This is a genomic window from Aquimarina spinulae, from assembly GCF_943373825.1.
GTDB classification, from domain to species: domain Bacteria; phylum Bacteroidota; class Bacteroidia; order Flavobacteriales; family Flavobacteriaceae; genus Aquimarina; species Aquimarina spinulae.
Map to the genome: position 1 here is coordinate 486827 of NZ_CALSBP010000001.1, position 17085 is coordinate 503911.

17 protein-coding genes are annotated in these 17085 nt (G+C 32.9%); 6 read left to right on the top strand and 11 right to left on the bottom strand.

The window, feature by feature from the left end; all coding sequences use genetic code 11:
• Nucleotides 1-93: 93 nt before the first annotated feature.
• The 8 genes from NNH57_RS02240 to NNH57_RS02275 form a co-directional block, all read right to left on the bottom strand.
• Entirely contained in the window at nt 94-402 is a 309-nt protein-coding gene (locus NNH57_RS02240; RefSeq protein ID WP_074407821.1) for a 2TM domain-containing protein, read from the bottom strand.
• 42 nt (nt 403-444) lie between these two features.
• Nucleotides 445-798: a 2TM domain-containing protein gene (locus NNH57_RS02245; RefSeq protein WP_074407820.1), complete on the bottom strand. Its 354-nt coding sequence runs from the start codon at nt 796-798 to the stop codon at nt 445-447.
• Nucleotides 791-2143, bottom strand: a complete 1353-nt coding sequence (locus NNH57_RS02250) for a 2TM domain-containing protein (protein ID WP_108808590.1) — start codon at nt 2141-2143, stop codon at nt 791-793. Before NNH57_RS02250 ends, NNH57_RS02245 begins: the two co-directional genes overlap by 8 nt.
• A gap of 52 nt (nt 2144-2195) precedes the next feature.
• Nucleotides 2196-2819 carry a hypothetical protein gene (locus NNH57_RS02255; RefSeq protein ID WP_074407818.1) on the bottom strand — a complete coding sequence of 208 codons (624 nt, stop codon included), beginning with the start codon at nt 2817-2819 and terminating at the stop codon, nt 2196-2198.
• Between the two features lie 105 nt (nt 2820-2924).
• Entirely contained in the window at nt 2925-3347 is a 423-nt protein-coding gene (locus NNH57_RS02260; protein WP_108808591.1) for a DUF2141 domain-containing protein, read from the bottom strand.
• Between the two features lie 29 nt (nt 3348-3376).
• Entirely contained in the window at nt 3377-5530 is a 2154-nt protein-coding gene (locus tag NNH57_RS02265; RefSeq protein ID WP_108808592.1) for a TonB-dependent receptor, read from the bottom strand.
• A 91-nt stretch (nt 5531-5621) separates the two neighbouring features.
• Nucleotides 5622-6005, bottom strand: coding sequence for a YfiM family lipoprotein (locus tag NNH57_RS02270; RefSeq protein WP_234423408.1), 384 nt, complete (start codon nt 6003-6005; stop codon nt 5622-5624).
• Nucleotides 6006-6483: 478 nt separating this feature from the next.
• The gene (locus tag NNH57_RS02275; protein WP_108808593.1) at nt 6484-7779 is read right to left on the bottom strand and encodes an NAD(P)/FAD-dependent oxidoreductase; all 1296 of its coding nucleotides are present in this window, start codon (nt 7777-7779) and stop codon (nt 6484-6486) included.
• Nucleotides 7780-7924: 145 nt separating this feature from the next.
• On the opposite strand from NNH57_RS02275, the gene NNH57_RS02280 reads away from it, so the two are divergent.
• Together NNH57_RS02280 and NNH57_RS02285 are read left to right on the top strand one after the other, a co-directional pair.
• Nucleotides 7925-8419: an RNA polymerase sigma factor gene (locus NNH57_RS02280; protein WP_025664694.1), complete on the top strand. Its 495-nt coding sequence runs from the start codon at nt 7925-7927 to the stop codon at nt 8417-8419.
• Nucleotides 8420-8423: 4 nt separating this feature from the next.
• A complete protein-coding gene (locus NNH57_RS02285; RefSeq protein WP_108808594.1) occupies nt 8424-9050 on the top strand; it encodes a hypothetical protein in 627 nt (208 codons plus the stop codon).
• Here NNH57_RS02285 and NNH57_RS02290 read toward each other — a convergent pair whose 3' ends face one another.
• Nucleotides 9051-10235 (bottom strand): LETM1-related biofilm-associated protein, encoded by a 1185-nt coding sequence (locus tag NNH57_RS02290; protein ID WP_074407812.1) that lies wholly within the window; start codon nt 10233-10235, stop codon nt 9051-9053.
• A gap of 301 nt (nt 10236-10536) precedes the next feature.
• On the opposite strand from NNH57_RS02290, the gene NNH57_RS02295 reads away from it, so the two are divergent.
• Genes NNH57_RS02295 through NNH57_RS02305 form a run of 3 tightly spaced genes read left to right on the top strand, consistent with a single transcriptional unit; the run spans nt 10537 to nt 12094 of the window.
• Nucleotides 10537-11241, top strand: a complete 705-nt coding sequence (locus NNH57_RS02295) for a 2OG-Fe(II) oxygenase (protein WP_408608269.1) — start codon at nt 10537-10539, stop codon at nt 11239-11241.
• Nucleotides 11242-11244: 3 nt separating this feature from the next.
• Entirely contained in the window at nt 11245-11490 is a 246-nt protein-coding gene (locus NNH57_RS02300) for an Ada metal-binding domain-containing protein (RefSeq protein ID WP_074407810.1), read from the top strand.
• The gene (locus NNH57_RS02305) at nt 11477-12094 is read left to right on the top strand and encodes an alpha-ketoglutarate-dependent dioxygenase AlkB family protein (protein WP_108808778.1); all 618 of its coding nucleotides are present in this window, start codon (nt 11477-11479) and stop codon (nt 12092-12094) included. Before NNH57_RS02300 ends, NNH57_RS02305 begins: the two co-directional genes overlap by 14 nt.
• Before the next feature lie 53 nt (nt 12095-12147).
• Here NNH57_RS02305 and NNH57_RS02310 read toward each other — a convergent pair whose 3' ends face one another.
• Nucleotides 12148-12747 carry a superoxide dismutase family protein gene (locus NNH57_RS02310; RefSeq protein WP_108808596.1) on the bottom strand — a complete coding sequence of 200 codons (600 nt, stop codon included), beginning with the start codon at nt 12745-12747 and terminating at the stop codon, nt 12148-12150.
• 104 nt (nt 12748-12851) lie between these two features.
• The gene (locus NNH57_RS02315; protein WP_108808597.1) at nt 12852-13334 is read right to left on the bottom strand and encodes a YdeI/OmpD-associated family protein; all 483 of its coding nucleotides are present in this window, start codon (nt 13332-13334) and stop codon (nt 12852-12854) included.
• A gap of 414 nt (nt 13335-13748) precedes the next feature.
• Between NNH57_RS02315 and NNH57_RS02320 the strand changes: the two genes are divergently transcribed.
• The gene (locus NNH57_RS02320; RefSeq protein ID WP_108808598.1) at nt 13749-17018 is read left to right on the top strand and encodes a M36 family metallopeptidase; all 3270 of its coding nucleotides are present in this window, start codon (nt 13749-13751) and stop codon (nt 17016-17018) included.
• The last annotated feature ends 67 nt before the right edge of the window (nt 17019-17085 follow it).

Genomic DNA, 17085 nt, shown 5'->3' on the forward strand with positions numbered 1-17085 from the left:
CTTTTATAATTAGTTAGTTTTATAGTTTTAAAGAGGTAAAGAATGTATCCTTAATGTATAGCACTCCTGATTTCACACTTTGAACTATCATTTTTATTCCCAACGTTGTTGTTCCTGGTCTTGTTCCTCGTCCATATATTCTCTAATCTTACGTTCTTCCCAGTCTTTATCAAACATAGGATTTATTTTGTAGGCTTTAACTGCATGAAAAGCTAAACCAATTCCCCAACCGAATGCAGCCCATAAAAACCAGGCATATCGCCATTCATTTTGATAATAATTTAATCCAGCTAAAAATCCAATAATGATAACATAAGAGAATAAGTTATTATAGAATTTTTTTAATTCTTCTACTCGCTCTTTTGCTCGTTCATATCTTTTTTCTTTATTGAAATCTTTCATGATAATTAGTTTTTAAGTTTATTGATATTGTTTTAAAAGAGTCTAAAACTTATCCTTATCCATAAATTCTTTTATTTTACGTTCTTCCCAATCTTTGCTGAAAATAGATTTTTTAAAGAATTTTTTCAGGAAGAACTTCTCTCTAAATACCCATAATCCATGTCCGAGTAATGCTATTCCCCATACTACAGGAGTTAAAATGGTATTCCAGAATTTCCAGTTTCTAAACCCTGGATCATCATTATTAGCATCAACAAATATTATCAACTTAGACATGAAAAAGAATAGAGCAATATTGATTACAATATATACTACAAGGTGAGAATAGAATCCTTTTTCTTCATCAAGTCTTTTCTTTGCTTTTTCGTAAGCTTTTTCTTCGTTATAATCATTCATGATAGCTGTCATTTGATTCGTTCATATATTTTCTAATTTTTTTCTCTTCCCAATCCTTTCCTAATACTGGGTGATATCCATAAGCTTCTGAATAATGAAAGATGAGTCCGATACCCCAACCCACAATAGGAAATATAACCCAGGGAATACCAAATCCTGTTGTTTTATAATTTAGTACAGCCAGGCAAGGGATAACGATTACATAAGAAATCAGATTACCATAAAATTCTTTGATCTTTTGTACACGTTCTTTTGCTCTTTTATATTTTATGCTTTTTGTGTGTTCTATATTTTCTGAAATTGTCATATCTGCTGATTTTATTTGTTTTGTTAATATTGGAAGCTCTGCAATAAAAGCATCTTCCGTTTTATACACCGAAAATTTTCTTTTCGTTAATAGTGCGTATCGTTGTTGTACATTTCCTAAGCCTACGCCACTGCTTTGTTTTATGACCTCTTTGGGTTGAAGATTATTTTCAACGATTAGAAAATTATCTTTTTCATAGATTTTGATATGCAGCGGGTTCTCTGGCATCACTATATTGTGTTTTACAGTATTCTCAAGTAAAATTTGTAATGATAGTGGTACTACTCTGGCTTCAGGATTTAATGCTTGCTCAGGAATCTCAAAAATAATACTGTCTTCAAAGCGTAATTGTATTAAAGTCATATACGTTCGAGCAAATTTTAATTCTTCGTCCACAGTGACCAATTCTTTATCTTTTTGCTCTAAAACATATCGATATACTTTTGATAATGATGTTGTAAATTTTTGTGCCATTTTTGGATTTTCCTCAATTAGAGAGGTCAATACATTAAGGCTGTTAAACAAAAAATGAGGATCTAATTGATTCTTTAATGCTGCAAACTTTGCAGAAACAGTTCCCGCTATAATCTTTTGCTCGGTAACTTTTGTCTCCTGTAATGCTTTATAGAAGTATACCGTATGAAAGAATAGAGAAATGATAACTGTTAGTAATAACGGAAACAGGTAATCTTTAAAAGACTGATCAATAATAAATTCTGAGCTTGTTTGGGTTTTAAGTATGACTACAGCAACAACAAACTGGCATATTGCATACCCTACCATTGTTATGATGATAGAACCTCCGGCTCCAATTAGAACCCTTTGTAGTCCCTTGTTTTTCCATTCAAATTTATTATTCAAAACATTAAAATAAAAAGAATTAAGGTATGTTAAAATGAAGCAATACATATAGGCGATAGTCCACCATTTTACAGTAAGGATTCGGTCAAAATTAAATCCATTTACTAATAAAGTTACCAATGCGACTATTACAGAGACCACTAGGGAAATAATGGCTATTCTTTTTAAATCATTCATGTATACCTCTTTTTATTTTAATATGATCAAGGGTTAATTTTTGATTTCAAAATTATCCTTTACAGTTTTCCTGAACACGTTTTACCTGATCTTTACCCCATTTTGGATAGAATGGAATATCATGTGATTCGTTTTCAAAATACAAGATAGCTTTTTCTATCTCAGGACAAAAGACTTTTGGGTCTTTGCCGAAGAATTTTGCCCCTCCCATTTTCCATTCGGCGTGGTATAAAGTCGCTCTGGGATTTTTGGGTTCTAATACCTTTGCCTTTTGGTATAATTGTTCAACTTTGGCAGACAATGTCATCCCATATACCGAGGGATTGTATGCAACATACGCTGTGTTAAGCAATGCTTCCATGATTAATATTTCGGCATTGTCACTCGCATATGTTTTTGCTTCATTAAGATAATCCTGGGCCTTTTTTAATCTGGATTCTATAGCTTCTGCATCTTTTATACTAAAAGTAGTAATAATATGAACTTGGGCGGCATAGTAATACGGTAGCCAGTTTTCTTTTTCAGCTTTCGCAATACGTTCAAAAAGATTGATAGCCTCGTCTGGGTTTTTATCTCCCCATAATTCAAAAGCTTTAGTCATTCCTTTTTCATATGATGATTGGGCATTGGTTGCAGTAATGGTAAAAAAAGCAAGTATAATAACTATTGTTTTCATGATGGTTTAGTTTTTAATTTATAGTGTAAAGATCATTAGTAAACTGATCTTTTTAAAGTAATTATGACCGAAGTGTATTTTTTAATGGATGAAATGTAAATACCATTACAACTTGATAGATTGTACGATTTCTTTATCAGAAATAGAGAACTTAGCATCTTCCCATTGTGGTGGTCCAAATCTTCCTTTTGCATTATTACTAACTCCATAAGGTTCTGTAGGGATGCTAAGAAAGGTGTTAAGTTTCTGGTTGCCATCTGTATCATGATATAATGAAATAGCATATTCTCCTTTAGGAACATTTTTGAAAACAACTTCAACACTTCCGGTTTTAGCTTTTGTACTAATAGATTGGTATATTTCATTCAAGAAATTACCTTTAGTATTATAAAGTCCTACTTGTATCGTACCCTGGTTAGATTCTATATTAGTGACAATAACGGTAAGAGAATGTCCTGGTTCTTGAGCAATCCCTGTTTTTATGCATAACATAAGCAATAGAATAACTGTAAATTTTAAAGTTTTCATAATAGTATAGATTATAGTTTTACCAAGTTTTAAAGATTATCTAATTGATTATCGGTTTTATTATCACTTATAGTCCAGAAAAAACCAACAATAAAAAAGCGATCTGCATTAGGTCTTATAGCACGTCTGGAGAAGTTTCCATCGACATTGGGTGTATTTGCATATTGATAGTTAAAAACATTATCAAACCCTAGTACATTAGAAACCGAGAAGTATAGGATTTTTTGTTGGCTGATAAGATATGCCCAACTAAAGTTGATTGAATTATAAGTTTTTGTCTTTTCATTTTGAAATACAGATTGATTAGGATCGTTATAGGGTCTGCCAGATGCAAAATTATAGGTGGCACTCATTAATGATTTCCAATCTTCGATCCAGTATTTAGTAACCAGAGACAGGTTGTGTTTTGCTGCAAAATTTGGAGTCGCTTTATTAGGATAATTTTTGTAATCTCTTTTAGTATCGAGATAAGAGTAACTGGCCCAATACTCGAGATTCTTGATAGATTTGTTATCTCTCCAGAAGATATCTAGTCCAGCAGCATAACCGCTTCCATTATTAGAATACAAACTGGTAAACTCCGGGCGATCTGTGTCAAACTTAACGAGTTCTTCATAAGATTTGTAATAGGCTTCGGCTCTAAAAGTTCTTCGATTATTTTGATACAGGTAATTAAAAATATAATGCGATGATTTTTCGGGCTCCAGAGTTTCATTATATTTTAAAACATCTTGTTGAGGTGCCTGGTAAAAATCACCATATGCTAATGATATCTGAGATTTTGATGACGTTTTATAAGCTAAAGAAGCTCTGGGTGAGATCTTGGTGTACTCTAGTGCCGTATTATGAACTCCGCGAACTCCTACTTGCATTGCTAGTTTTTTGCTAAAGAACACATTAGCTTCAGTAAAAGCTGCAGTACTATTGTTATCAAACGAACTTTTGAAAGTATCGGCATCAGGAACAGAAACATGTTCTGAAAATGTAGTTACATATTGTTCTGCACCAAAATTTAATTTAAAACGATTGCTAAATCTCTTTCTTAATTTCAATTTAAAATGAAAACTGTTCTCATTATTATCAACATTGGTATTTACAATTTTAATGTCGTTATGATCATTCGCAAAACTAGTACCAGTTGTGATAGTCCAATCGTTACCCAGGCTTCCTTTATACGAGGTATTGAGATATAAATTCCTGTTTTTAAGTCCAAAATTAACTCCTTCTGGCGTATTGATATCTTCTTGAACAAGATCAAATTCGGCATAGTTTAAACCCCCGTATACTTTTAAAAGTCCTTTTTCAAATGTATGGCGGTATACCGCTTCTCCTGATAGTGATTCGTACGGTTTTTTCCAATCTACTCGTTGTGATATAATTTCCTGATATGGTTTTAGGTTGAGGTAAAAAGCATTAATACTTAGCGAGTTCTTTTTCCACTTTTGTGTATTTCCTACACCAAGACCAACACTTATAAAAGATAAGTCTGTTTTTTCCTGATCGGGTTCATCGATAGTATTTAATAATAAAACACTTGATAAAGCATCGCCATATTCTGCAGAATACCCTCCGGTAGAAAAGTTAGTGCCTTTAAAAAGAAAAGGCGAAAACCTCCCGCGAGTAGGGATATTATTTGTGGTTGCTGCAAAGGGCTGAAAAACTCTAAGTCCATCGATATAGATATTAGTTTCATTAGCATCTCCACCACGTACAAAAAGTCTACCGTCTTCGGCAACTGTAGATGTTCCTGGTAATGTCTGAAAAGCACCAATGTAATCCCCTGCAGCACCTGCTGTAGTAACAATGTCTAAAGGAGAGAGAACAGAGGCTTTGCTGTTATCCCCGGCAGAAAATGTTCCGGCATTAAGAACTACACTACCTAAAGAATTTACATCTTCTCTTAGTGTAATTTTTAGGTTATTCATTTCAGAGACGTCGGTTAACATCGTATACGTTTCAAAAGAAAGAAAAGAAACCAGTAAGGTTTGAGGCCCTGTTTCTGAAGTAGAGAAAGAAAAAGCTCCATTTTTATCAGAGGATCCTCCATCATAAGTTCCGTCTAGATAAACATTTGCTCCTTCGATCGGGATTCCTGAGGCATCAGTCACATTTCCTGTAATAGCCGTTTGGGCGTTTGCAGAGAATAGAATTGTGATAAAGGCAATGGTTAGTGCTAGTTTCATGTATATAATAGTTTTTTGATTGTGAGGTCAAAAATGGTCTATCTATACAAAAACTGAAATTGAATTTTACCGAACTGTAGAATTTTAAGGATTAATTGTAATGTTGTTTTTTTCTTTTATGTTTTGTATTAAAATTTAAAGGAATGGTTACAACAGCTTGAAAAGTTAATGCTCCTATAGCATTTGCTCCCATATCACCCCAAGATGCGTAATGATTTGATGATGTGCTATCAACAACTTCCTTTAAACTACCTATAATTATAGTGGTAGAAAGAGAAATTAATCGTTTTTGCAATTCGGGAAGGTTTTTATGTTTTGGATGAATCGATAAATATGTATAAGTAATAGTACTTATACCAAAAGATCCAACACTATGCATGATTTTATCTTTTTGCCAAAAATCAGTGCTGTTTGTGTTTTGTGCCATCACTTCTACGCACAATAGGATAGTAATAAAAAGTAATATTCTTTTCATGGTCTTCAGGTTTTAGGATGTTGGTAGTATTGCGAAGTCATATGAACTTCTGTATCACCATTCTGTTTTATGAAAAAGAGTATTGGATAAGCTTTTATAATGAATATCTCGAACTTAGAACAGGTATGCCGATATTGCTACAAATCCAAATTACTTTTATAAGCAGTAAGATTCCTGAAGAATTCGTCGAGATGTTTTTTTGTATGGCTCAATGGCTTTCTATAGGCGATAAAAGTAAGTTACCTTATTGGGTTATATTATTTGCTAACGATATTATATTTGATAGACTTGTTTATTGCATTTTCTACTTCTTTGTATTTATGCAATGAAAAAACGCATAACACTTTATCTGCTGAAAGATGGAGTGTGTGGGGAAGAAATTACTATTCAGAAAATTGAAGTGTTTTTGTTCTGGTAAAGCATTAAAATTTACAGAACATCGTATATCATTTTTGTGACATACTTCAGTAAGACAGCACTACACACGTTCTATAGTATTTTCCTTATTCTTAAAAGGTCTAACAATTAATCTTGCTGCCTTATCATAATTAATATAATTATATACCCAATTAAAAAAGGTAACAAATCGATTTCTGAAACCTACCAGGAACCATAAATGAATAAACATCCATATAAACCAGGCAAAGAACCCTCCGAATTTAAATTTTCCGATATCGACTACAGCTTTATTACGACCAATGGTAGCCATAGATCCTTTGTCAAAATATTTAAAAGGGATCATGTCTTTACCTCTAAGGTAGCGTTTTAAGTTTTTGGCAAGATGGCTTCCTTGCTGTATCGCTGGTTGTGCGACCATTGGATGCCCTTTGGGATATTTTTTGGTTTCCATTACAGAGATATCACCAATAGCAAAAATATTTTTATACCCATCGACCTGATTGAATTCATTTACTTTGTATCGATTGGCTCTTGGTATAAGGGATTTTGCATCTATTCCCGATACAGGAGCCCCAGTCACACCAGCAGACCATATAAAAGTAGCAGTTTTAAGAGATAAATCAGTATTAGTACTTACTATATTATTTTCATAATGTTGTACCTGCGTGTTGGTATGAATATGTACTCCTAGTTTTTTTAAGAATTTAGCCGCTTTTTCCGATGCATGTTCGCTCATAGGAGGGAGTACGCGAGGTGCACCTTCTATCAAATGAATTTCCATATCATCAAAATCCATATCGGGATAATCTCTGGGAAGCACATTTAATTTTAATTCTGCAATCCCTCCCGCTAGTTCAACCCCTGTTGGACCAGCACCGGCAAGTACAAAACGCAACAATTCTTTTCTTTCTTCTGGATCTGTGGTAATTACTGCCTGCTCAAGATTCTCAAGCATTAAACTACGTAGATTTAATGCTTGCGGTAGATTTTTCATTCGCATTGCATTATTTTCTATAGTAGTATTTCCAAAAAAATTGGTTCGTGCACCCGTAGCAATAACAAGATAATCATAAGAAATGCTACCGATATTGGTATGTATATTTTGAATATCTGGATCAATAGCCGTTACTTCTGCCATTCTAAAAAAAGTATTTTTACCTCTTTTAACAATTTTACGAAGTGGATATGCAATAGAATCTGGCTCTAATGATGATGTAGATACTTGATAAAGAAGTGGTTGAAAAGTGTGGTAGTTATGTCTGTCTAGTAAGACCAGTTGTACATCTTCTTTAACCATTTTTCTTGCTAATGCAACCCCGGCAAAACCCCCGCCAATTACGACTAATCTGGGTAAATTGGTATGTGGAATATTCATAAGATATATGTTGTATTACAAAGATAAAGTGATAAAATTATATACCCTACAGAATACTTGGATTTATGATTAAAATTATCATACTTTTATTTTTATTTGTAACATAAACGTTTTCTTGACTACATATAAGAAGTAACCGACCAAAGTGAATAAAGAATTAGAACATAGTTTTGTAACCAATCTTGAGCAAAATCAGAATATTGTGCACAAGGTATGTAGAATATATACCAGTGATCCAGATTCACATAATGATTTGTTTCAGGAAATAACGATTCAACTTTGGAAAGCATATCCTAAGTTTAGAGGGGATGCAAAATTCAGTACCTGGATGTATAGAGTTGCATTAAATACGGCTATAACATTATACAGAAGATCCAAAAGAAGTATTAAGACTGCAGATCTTGATACGATGAATTTTAAGATAAAAGCTGAAGAATATGACGATGAAGTCGAGCAGCAACTTAAACTAATGTATGCAGCAGTAAAACAATTAAATGATATAGAGAAAGCTTTGGTTTTCTTATATCTTGAAGATAAATCATATAGAGAAATAGCTGATACCATGGGTATTAGCGAGGTAAATGCCCGAGTAAAGATGAATAGAGTAAAAACGAAGTTGAAAAAAATATTAAATCCGTAACCCTATGGATGAATTAGAACTATTAAAGAAAGACTGGAAGAAGCAGGAAGATGTGCTTCCCAAGTTGTCTTATAAAGAAATATATAAAATGATACTAAAGAAATCTTCTTCTATTGTAAGATGGATTTTTATCATTAGTATTTTAGAATTTCTATTATGGGCTTCTTTGGATGTCTTATTTAGACTAAACGGAATGTATACGGCAGAAGTAGAAAAGGTAGATATGGGGTCGTACTCCTTAATAGCTTCAATTGTTTCTTACGGTATTTTGCTATACTTTATTACTCGTTTTTATATCAACTATAAGAAAATAAAAGTTACCGATTCTGCTAAAGTATTAATGGAAAATATTATAAAAACCAGAAGAACGGTAAAACGATATATCTGGGTAAATATTAGCTTTTTTGCATTAGCGATGATTGCTACTATGAGTTATGCGCTTATATTTACAGAAACATTTCAGAATAGCTCTGCCGAAAATCAATTGCCAGTATGGTTAATTGTAGTAGTTACTTTATTGGTTACTTCAGCATTTATAGGGGTAATAGCATTATTCTATAGAGTTATTTATGGAATTTTTACCCGAAGGTTGAAAAGGAATTATGGGGAACTTAAAAAACTAGAGATATGATTATTTATTCTCATTAAATGCAGATGGTAATAGCTGAGGAATAAATTTAACCAGTAAGGGCAATAATAAACTTCCACCCGGTAGAATAAAAATAGCTAAAGAAGGTATCGTTTTACAGATATCGAGTAGTTGTTTTTTTACTTGTTGTTTTTCTTCCTTAGATAAATCCCGCATAGTAGATTGCCCTAATAAAATCATTAGATCTTTACTTTCAGAGATTTCTTTAATTAATCTTTTTTTATTCCTTAATATCAATATACTTACCGTTCGCGAGGTTTGCTGGTAAAAATGTAATGCAGGATTCGAGTAATTAAAAAATGAAATATCTTCTTTATGTTCATTAATAAACGATTGTACCAAATCAATCGATTCTGCTATTACCGTATGAGGTAGCTCAAGCTCTGTACCAAGAGCTAGCATAAAACTCTGCTCTCCAGTATCTACTTCTCTATCATTCCAAACAGCTAAACTGGTAAGGTCCAGGATGTATTTTTTTTCAATTTCATCGGTATATGGATCTAATTCTATATAATCAAAACTAGCTTCTTCTTCGGTAGAAATATTAGTATACCGTACAGAAGAAGAGAATAGCTTAACCAAAAGCTTGTCATATTCATCTTGCTCTTTTTTAGAGTTTAGAGCAAGAAAAACAGTATTTGTTAAGGTTTCCTCTAATTTGGCAGCATACCCAAAAGGATCCTTATCATGTATAAGAAAATACTCAAAAGCTAATACATCAATAAATAATAATGCATTTGTTAATAGATGACTAAAGTTTTTCTTAAAAACAGATTCATTGGTTTGTATACGGGCATGTATAATTTTTTCGAGCTTTTCACTTTTATTTCCAGAGAGGATATTCCCTAAAGAAAAAATAGATTTTTTGGTATCTAAAAAATCATAGAACTGTATAAGTGCTTCAATACAATCATTTTTATTAGCATTTTCGATCGTATCATAGTAGGTAATCACAAGTGCAGCGAATAAATTGATCTTTGTTTTTTCTTCTTCAGAATAAACAATATCAGAATCATTAACTACAATAATATCTACAGAAGTACCATAGATAAAACCTACTCGTCTTAAATCGAGATATAGCTTATCAAATGACCATTGAGGCAAATTAGGGTCGTCATCGAGATCTCTTAAGAATTTTTCGATCCAACCCGAAGTTGAAGGATTCATTGATTAATGATTTATTACAAAGTTAATTTTATTTTGGTGAAATGCTATTTTGAAAAGTTATTAAAATATGTAAAGAAAAATGAAATTTCTATGATTTTTTTTGATATCAAAACAAATCTTGTACGGCATGTCAAAAGATAGCAAAATTGTATCAGAATACAGGTGGATTAGGCTGTGTTAGAACATTTATATTAATAACAACGCAAGAAACGGGTTTTAAGAATCTGATAATAATAAGAGTTTTATGGTTTCAGAGAAACGTATTAATAAAAACGTGTAAAAACGCAAAAAAGTGAAAGAAATACAAGATAAAATAGAAACTATAGATTGGCAAATAGTAACCGATAGAATAAATAGAAGAGGATATGCTATTATCCCAGGATTTCTTTCAGAAAATCAATGCAGGAAAATGGTAGATCAATACGATAATCCGAAAGGTTATCGTAAAACAGTAGTGATGGAACGATACAGGTTTGGCCTGGGAGAGTACAAATATTTTGATTACCCGCTACCAGAACTCGTACAGGCTATTAGAGAAAATATATATCCAAAGCTTACTCCAATTGCTAATTTATGGATGAAAGTATTAAAAATAGATAAGATCTTTCCTAAAACACTTCAAGAATTAAAGGCATTATGCCATTCGAATGATCAACTAAAACCGACGCCGTTGATTTTGAAATATGGAGTAGGAGGGTTTAATACGCTACATCAGGATATGTATGGAGACGTGTATTTTCCTCTCCAAACTGTTTTGTTTTTAAACGAACCAGATAAAGATTATACAGGGGGAGAATTTGTAATAACACAACAAACTCCAAGAGCCCAGTCTAAAGCTATTGTTTTAAGACCTAAAAAAGGAGATATGCTTATTTTTACAACTAATTTTAAACCTGTAAAAGGAACAAAAGGATATTATAGGGTAAATATGAAACATGGAGTGAGTGAGTTACATAGTGGTAAGAGATATACCTTAGGAGTAATTTTTCATGATGCGGTTAGTTAGAAAATGATACGACACAAGGAAATAGGAAATATAGACTTACGAAAAAAAATAAAGCAAAAAGAAATTTGCTTTGGTGGTAACCGAAAACTTAAAATTTATGGAACTTTGAAATGCCGGTCGGGAAAGAGAATGAAACGAGAAAATCGAATATTTTTTTGGTCAGAAGATGAAGCAAAGAGTCATGGGTATAGACCCTGCGGGCATTGTATGAAAGATGAATATAAAAAATGGAAGAATGGATTTGTTTAGTCATATTATAGATCATGAAAAAAATATATTGCCTCATGATGGTATTGTAAATTATTATGGGAGATTGATGTCATCACAGCAAGCCAATCATTATTTTAATCGCTTACTAGAAAATATTGAATGGAAAAATGATGAGGCTATTATTTATGGTAAACGAATCATAACCAAACGTAAAGTAGCTTGGTATGGAGAAAAACCATTTGAATATACATACTCAAATACTACAAAATTAGCATTCCCCTGGATACCAGAATTGTTAGAGTTAAAAGAGCTTATCGAACAAAAAACTGGTGAAACATTTAATTCTTGCTTGCTTAATTTGTATCATACAGGTAGCGAAGGAATGGCTTGGCATAGTGATGCAGAAAAGGATCTTAAAAAGAAAGCAGCAATTGCATCATTAAGTTTTGGAGCAGAACGAAAATTTGCCTTTAAGCATAAAATTACAAAAGAAAAAAGAGCATTGGTTTTAGAAAATGGGAGCTTGTTAATAATGAAGGATACAACACAGACTAATTGGTTGCATCGTTTGCCTCCTACAAAAAAGATAAGCACACCACGGATTAATTTAACTTTTAGAACTATAATTGAAAAAGATATATAAAACAAAAAGAGGCTATTATATAATAACCTCTTTTTGTTTTATAAGATAAGTTTTTATTGTATAATACCGCCACAACTCACTCTGCTACCAGCAGCACCAGAAGGTTGAGAAGTAAAATCATCTATACCTTGATGTACGATAATTGCTTTACCCACAATATTCTTTTTATCATCATCACAACCAATACACCATTCATTAGTAGCAAAAGTGATATTACCATTACCACTTGCATCAGCTTTAAAATTTCCTATATCTCCCTTATGGTATCCTTCTTTTGCACCCCATTTTCCATGTGATTCCATAGTTGGATTCCAATGTCCTCCTGTAGATTTACCATCAGCCGATGTACAATCTGCTTTTTCATGAATATGGATAGCATGCTCTCCTTCATCTAGGCCCGTTAATTCTGCTACCATATTTACCATACCTTCAGATTCGGTAAAAATAACTTTACCCGAAACCTTACTATCACTTTTTGGTTCTAGAGCAAACTCTATAGTCTTTGTGATATTTTCTTCTTCTTTTTCCTGATCCGTAATAGTATCTACATTTTCTTTAGTATTCTCCTGATCTGTAGCTTCTTTCTTTTCTCCTTTACAACCAAATACAGCTATTGACAAGAAAGCTAAGACTACCAATTTTAACGTTTTCATAATTTTATGATTTGTATGTCGTTTACAAACGTAATATAATGCAGTTTTAGTTTATGACAAAAAAAATTGAATAAGAAATCCCAAAGCACTATGAAATAGGTAAACTATATTCTTTTTATGAGTTCTTTATTATCCCGTATACCTCGTTTTAGATTTTCGGTAATAATTAGAGCTTTATCAATTCGGGATTGAGAGTTTTTTATTTTTAGGATATAGTAAATTAAGCTTCGCTTTTTCCCATCGGTTAAAGATTCGAAGATCTCAAAAGCTTCCAGGTCACTTTGTAAAACAGCATCAAATTCTTCTGGCATTTCTACTCCGTATTTGGTAGTGTCTTCGTGTAATGTAACTTCAAAAAAATCTGTAGGAAAAACTCCCAATTTCTTTTGATTTTGTTTGTTAAAAGTAATGTGGTAATTGTTTTTCCATTTTTGTAAAGCCGCATGATATTGTACCGACACCGTATTAAAAGTAATTTCTACAATCACCCTTTTATGCCCTTCTTCTATAAGGTATTGTGCAATTTTATTGGGTATAATAATGCTATGACTAGAATAGAGTGAAGTTTTAAAAATATGAGTTTTCATTGCTTTTAAATTTACCGAAAAAATAAAACAAAGTTTGTTTTATTTTTAGAATATCTTGTTTAATGTTTTTGTAATAGTGTTAGTCAAATTTGATATTTAGTAAAGATAACTAACGTTAGTTTTAGAAAAAAATGATACTAAATTCGACGCTTTTTCCGTAATGCCGAAAAGGGATTCATATCCTTCTCTTTTTTTAGGTAATTTTTCTGGCAAAAAATATTTTAATCATAGAACGTGTATTCATAATAGCTAAGCAAAGTATTATGAATAACAAAAAGTACTATACTGTAGATATTAAACATATTTCAATATAATTGTTAAATTTTGGGTGTTTGATGAGGTATTCTCATTTGTTTTTATAGATGCTTTAATTTTTTGTTAATTTTATAGGACACAAACTCAAAATTTTATTTTATGAAAAATGGTTACTCGTTTGTCATTCTATTATTATTAATAGGACAAACAATTCTTGCACAGAACTCGAACGCTCTCGTTCGAAATCACTTTAGTGATATTGCTAAAAATGAATCCTCAAAAACGTTCAATACTGATTTTTCAGAATGGAGAATAACAGATGAGGTTCCTTCATTAAAACCTGGTATTACACATGTATATGTTAATCAACTTTATAATGGGATTTCTATTGTTGATGGAGCATATAAGTTAACGGTTAAAAATGGTAAAATTACTTATGAAATTGATCAATTTATTAAAGGAGTAAAATCAAAAGTAACTTCTACCAAAACATCTTCTACAGAAATTTCGGCAATAAATGCCGTTATACGAGCGCATAACTTGCCTTCTGCTAAAAGATTATCTAAAACTGTAAGTAAATCTAATGGAAACGATGTTTCGCAATTCATGGATTCTGGAATTACAGGTGATAACGAACCTATTCAGGTTAGAAAAGTATATAAACTATACAATAATGAATTACGCCTAAGCTGGAATGTGACTCTCTATGAGAAAAACGGACATAACTGGTGGAATAGTTTTGTAGATGCTGCTACAGGTGAAATTATATATGAAGATAACTGGGTAGTAAAATGTACTTTCGAAGGTGCTGATCATAAATCACATAATGATGAATCTGTACTTTTTGATACTAAGCCACTGGTAACAGCTGCAGAAGCACCAACGGCAGCTTTGGCACCAGATTCATATAATGTACTTGCAATGCCGGTAGAAAGTCCCATACATGGTAGTCGTTCTATAGTTACAAATCCGGCAAATGCTACAGCATCTCCTTTCGGATGGCATGATACTAACGGAAGTAACGGAGCAGAACACACCATTACAAGAGGTAATAATGTATGGGCACAGGATGATATTAACGGCAATAATGGTACGGGTTCTTCTCCTAGTGGAGGATCAAGCCTTGACTTTGATTTTCCATTAAATCTTAATCAGGATCCAAGTAATTATAGAGATGCAGCTATAACTAATTTATTTTACTGGAATAATATCATACATGATGTATTCTACCAATATGGTTTTAATGAAGCTAGTGGAAATTTTCAGGAAAATAACTATGGTAAAGGAGGAGCAGGAAGTGATTCTGTAAATGCAGATGCTCAAGATGGTAGTGTTACTTGTAATGATCCAAGAACTAATTGTATCAATAATGCAAATTTTGGTACTCCGCCAGATGGAAGCAACCCAAGAATGCAAATGTTCTTATGGAATAAAACAAACCCTAAGAGAGATGGAGATTTTGATAATGGAATTATAGCTCATGAGTATGGACATGGTATTTCTACTCGATTGGTAGGAGGACCTTCTTCTAATGTTTTAGGAGGATCTGAACAAATGGGTGAAGGATGGTCTGACTTTTTTGGGTTAATATTGACCATGAAAGCAGGTGATGTAGGGACAGATGGAAGAGGTGTTGGGACTTATGCGCTGGGTCAACCAACTTCTGGAAACGGAATTCGACCAACCCGATATTCTACAGATACATCTATTAATAGTACAGATTACGGAGATATAAATAATCTTCGTGTACCGCACGGAGTTGGTTATGCATTTGCAACAATTCTTTGGGATATGACCTGGGCTTTAATTGATCAGGAAGGTTTTGATGCCGATTTTTATAATGGAACTGGTGGGAATAATATTGCTATGGCCCTTGTTATCGAAGGATTAAAGAATACAGCTAATAACCCAGGATTTGTTTCGGGTAGAGATGGAATTCTTCAGGCAGATAAAGATCTGTATAATGAAAAATATAAATGTTTGATTTGGAAAGCATTTGCAGCACGTGGAGTAGGGCAAGATGCTAACGAAAATAATAACGGTGGTTCTAATACTAATTCAGATCAAACGGTTTCTTTTGTTAATCCTTGTGATGACCCAGGTCCAGGGCCTGGTAATTGTTCTGGTGATGTGACTTCATTTCCTTTTTCAGAAAGTTTCGAAACTAATTTAGGGCAATGGGCACAAGCAACATCTGGAGATGACTTAAACTGGACAAGAAACTCTGGAACCACTCCTTCTACAGGAACAGGACCAAGTAGTGCTGCAGATGGTACATTCTACCTGTATGTTGAAGCTTCTGGTAACGGAACAGGATATCCTAATAAAAGAGCTATTTTAAATTCTCCTTGTTTAAACTTTAGTAGTTTAACAACTCCTAAACTTGGATTCCAATACCATATGGTAGGAAGTGCCATAAATACTTTGGTAGTCGAAGCGAGAACCGATAATACAGGAAACTGGACAAGCGTATTCTCTAAGACAGGTGCTCAGGGTACCGGTTGGAATACAGCAGATGTTGATCTATCAGCATATGCAGGTAACACAAGTGTACAATTACGATTTAATGTAGTTACAGGTAGTGGTACTAGTGGTTGGCAAAGTGATATCGCGATAGATGCGGTGAGTATTCAAAATGGTACAACAAACCCTCCAGTGTGTGATGCATTGAATTTTAATGATTTTACAATCACAGCATTCTCTAATCAAGATAGTGCAGGTAATTTCTCAATCGTAAGTGGTGGAGCTGGATTATCGATGCAGAATAATACCTGGAAATATATTAGCCTTAACTATACTGTTACAGCAAATACAGTAATAGAGTTTGATTTTAGCAGTACTTCTCAAGGCGAAATCCACGCAGTTGGTTTTGAAAATGATAATTCATTGACCTCTTCTAGATATTTTAAAGTACATGGAACTCAAAATTATGGAGTAACTAATTTTGATAATTATGCTAGCGGAACCAAGAAATATGTTATTCCTGTGGGTGACTTTTATACAGGTAGCATGGATCGTTTAGTATTTATCAATGATAACGACGCAGGAAGCGGAAATAACTCAATATTCTCTAATGTGAAGATTTATGAAGGATCTTGTGGCGGAGCATTAGCAGCAGAAATGGTTGCAGGATTTGGAAATATGACACCTATCCTGGGTGATGAAGATGAAGGTGATGTATCAACCATTAGAATCGCACCAAACCCATTGAAGAAAGGAAACTTACTTCGAGTGTTTGTTCCTAGTAAAGAAATATCAAATACATCGTATTCTGTTATAAATATTATGGGACAAGTAGTTGGAGAAGGAAGGCTTAATAATAATGGTTTTATCAATCTTGATCGCTTGGGCGCTGGTATGTATATACTTAGAATCCAAAATTCTGAAAAGAAAGAAAAAGATACAATAAAACGTTTTATTATTGAATAACTGATTTGTAGAGTAATACTAAAGACCGTTCGACAGAACGGTCTTTTTTTGTTTTATAGATGTATTT

What these genes read in the sequence shown, in the direction of transcription:
- NNH57_RS02320 (WP_108808598.1), top strand. Translation starts at nt 13,749, where the DNA reads ATGAAAAATGGTTACTCGTTTGTCATTCTATTATTATTAATAGGACAA.
- NNH57_RS02310 (WP_108808596.1), bottom strand. Translation starts at nt 12,747, where the DNA reads ATGAAAACGTTAAAATTGGTAGTCTTAGCTTTCTTGTCAATAGCTGTA.
- NNH57_RS02270 (WP_234423408.1), bottom strand. Translation starts at nt 6,005, where the DNA reads ATGAAAAGAATATTACTTTTTATTACTATCCTATTGTGCGTAGAAGTG.
- NNH57_RS02315 (WP_108808597.1), bottom strand. Translation starts at nt 13,334, where the DNA reads ATGAAAACTCATATTTTTAAAACTTCACTCTATTCTAGTCATAGCATT.
- NNH57_RS02240 (WP_074407821.1), bottom strand. Translation starts at nt 402, where the DNA reads ATGAAAGATTTCAATAAAGAAAAAAGATATGAACGAGCAAAAGAGCGA.
- NNH57_RS02255 (WP_074407818.1), bottom strand. Translation starts at nt 2,819, where the DNA reads ATGAAAACAATAGTTATTATACTTGCTTTTTTTACCATTACTGCAACC.
- NNH57_RS02275 (WP_108808593.1), bottom strand. Translation starts at nt 7,779, where the DNA reads ATGAATATTCCACATACCAATTTACCCAGATTAGTCGTAATTGGCGGG.
- NNH57_RS02260 (WP_108808591.1), bottom strand. Translation starts at nt 3,347, where the DNA reads ATGAAAACTTTAAAATTTACAGTTATTCTATTGCTTATGTTATGCATA.
- NNH57_RS02300 (WP_074407810.1), top strand. Translation starts at nt 11,245, where the DNA reads ATGATACGACACAAGGAAATAGGAAATATAGACTTACGAAAAAAAATA.
- NNH57_RS02290 (WP_074407812.1), bottom strand. Translation starts at nt 10,235, where the DNA reads ATGAATCCTTCAACTTCGGGTTGGATCGAAAAATTCTTAAGAGATCTC.
- NNH57_RS02285 (WP_108808594.1), top strand. Translation starts at nt 8,424, where the DNA reads ATGGATGAATTAGAACTATTAAAGAAAGACTGGAAGAAGCAGGAAGAT.
- NNH57_RS02305 (WP_108808778.1), top strand. Translation starts at nt 11,477, where the DNA reads ATGGATTTGTTTAGTCATATTATAGATCATGAAAAAAATATATTGCCT.
- NNH57_RS02245 (WP_074407820.1), bottom strand. Translation starts at nt 798, where the DNA reads ATGAATGATTATAACGAAGAAAAAGCTTACGAAAAAGCAAAGAAAAGA.
- NNH57_RS02265 (WP_108808592.1), bottom strand. Translation starts at nt 5,530, where the DNA reads ATGAAACTAGCACTAACCATTGCCTTTATCACAATTCTATTCTCTGCA.
- NNH57_RS02250 (WP_108808590.1), bottom strand. Translation starts at nt 2,143, where the DNA reads ATGAATGATTTAAAAAGAATAGCCATTATTTCCCTAGTGGTCTCTGTA.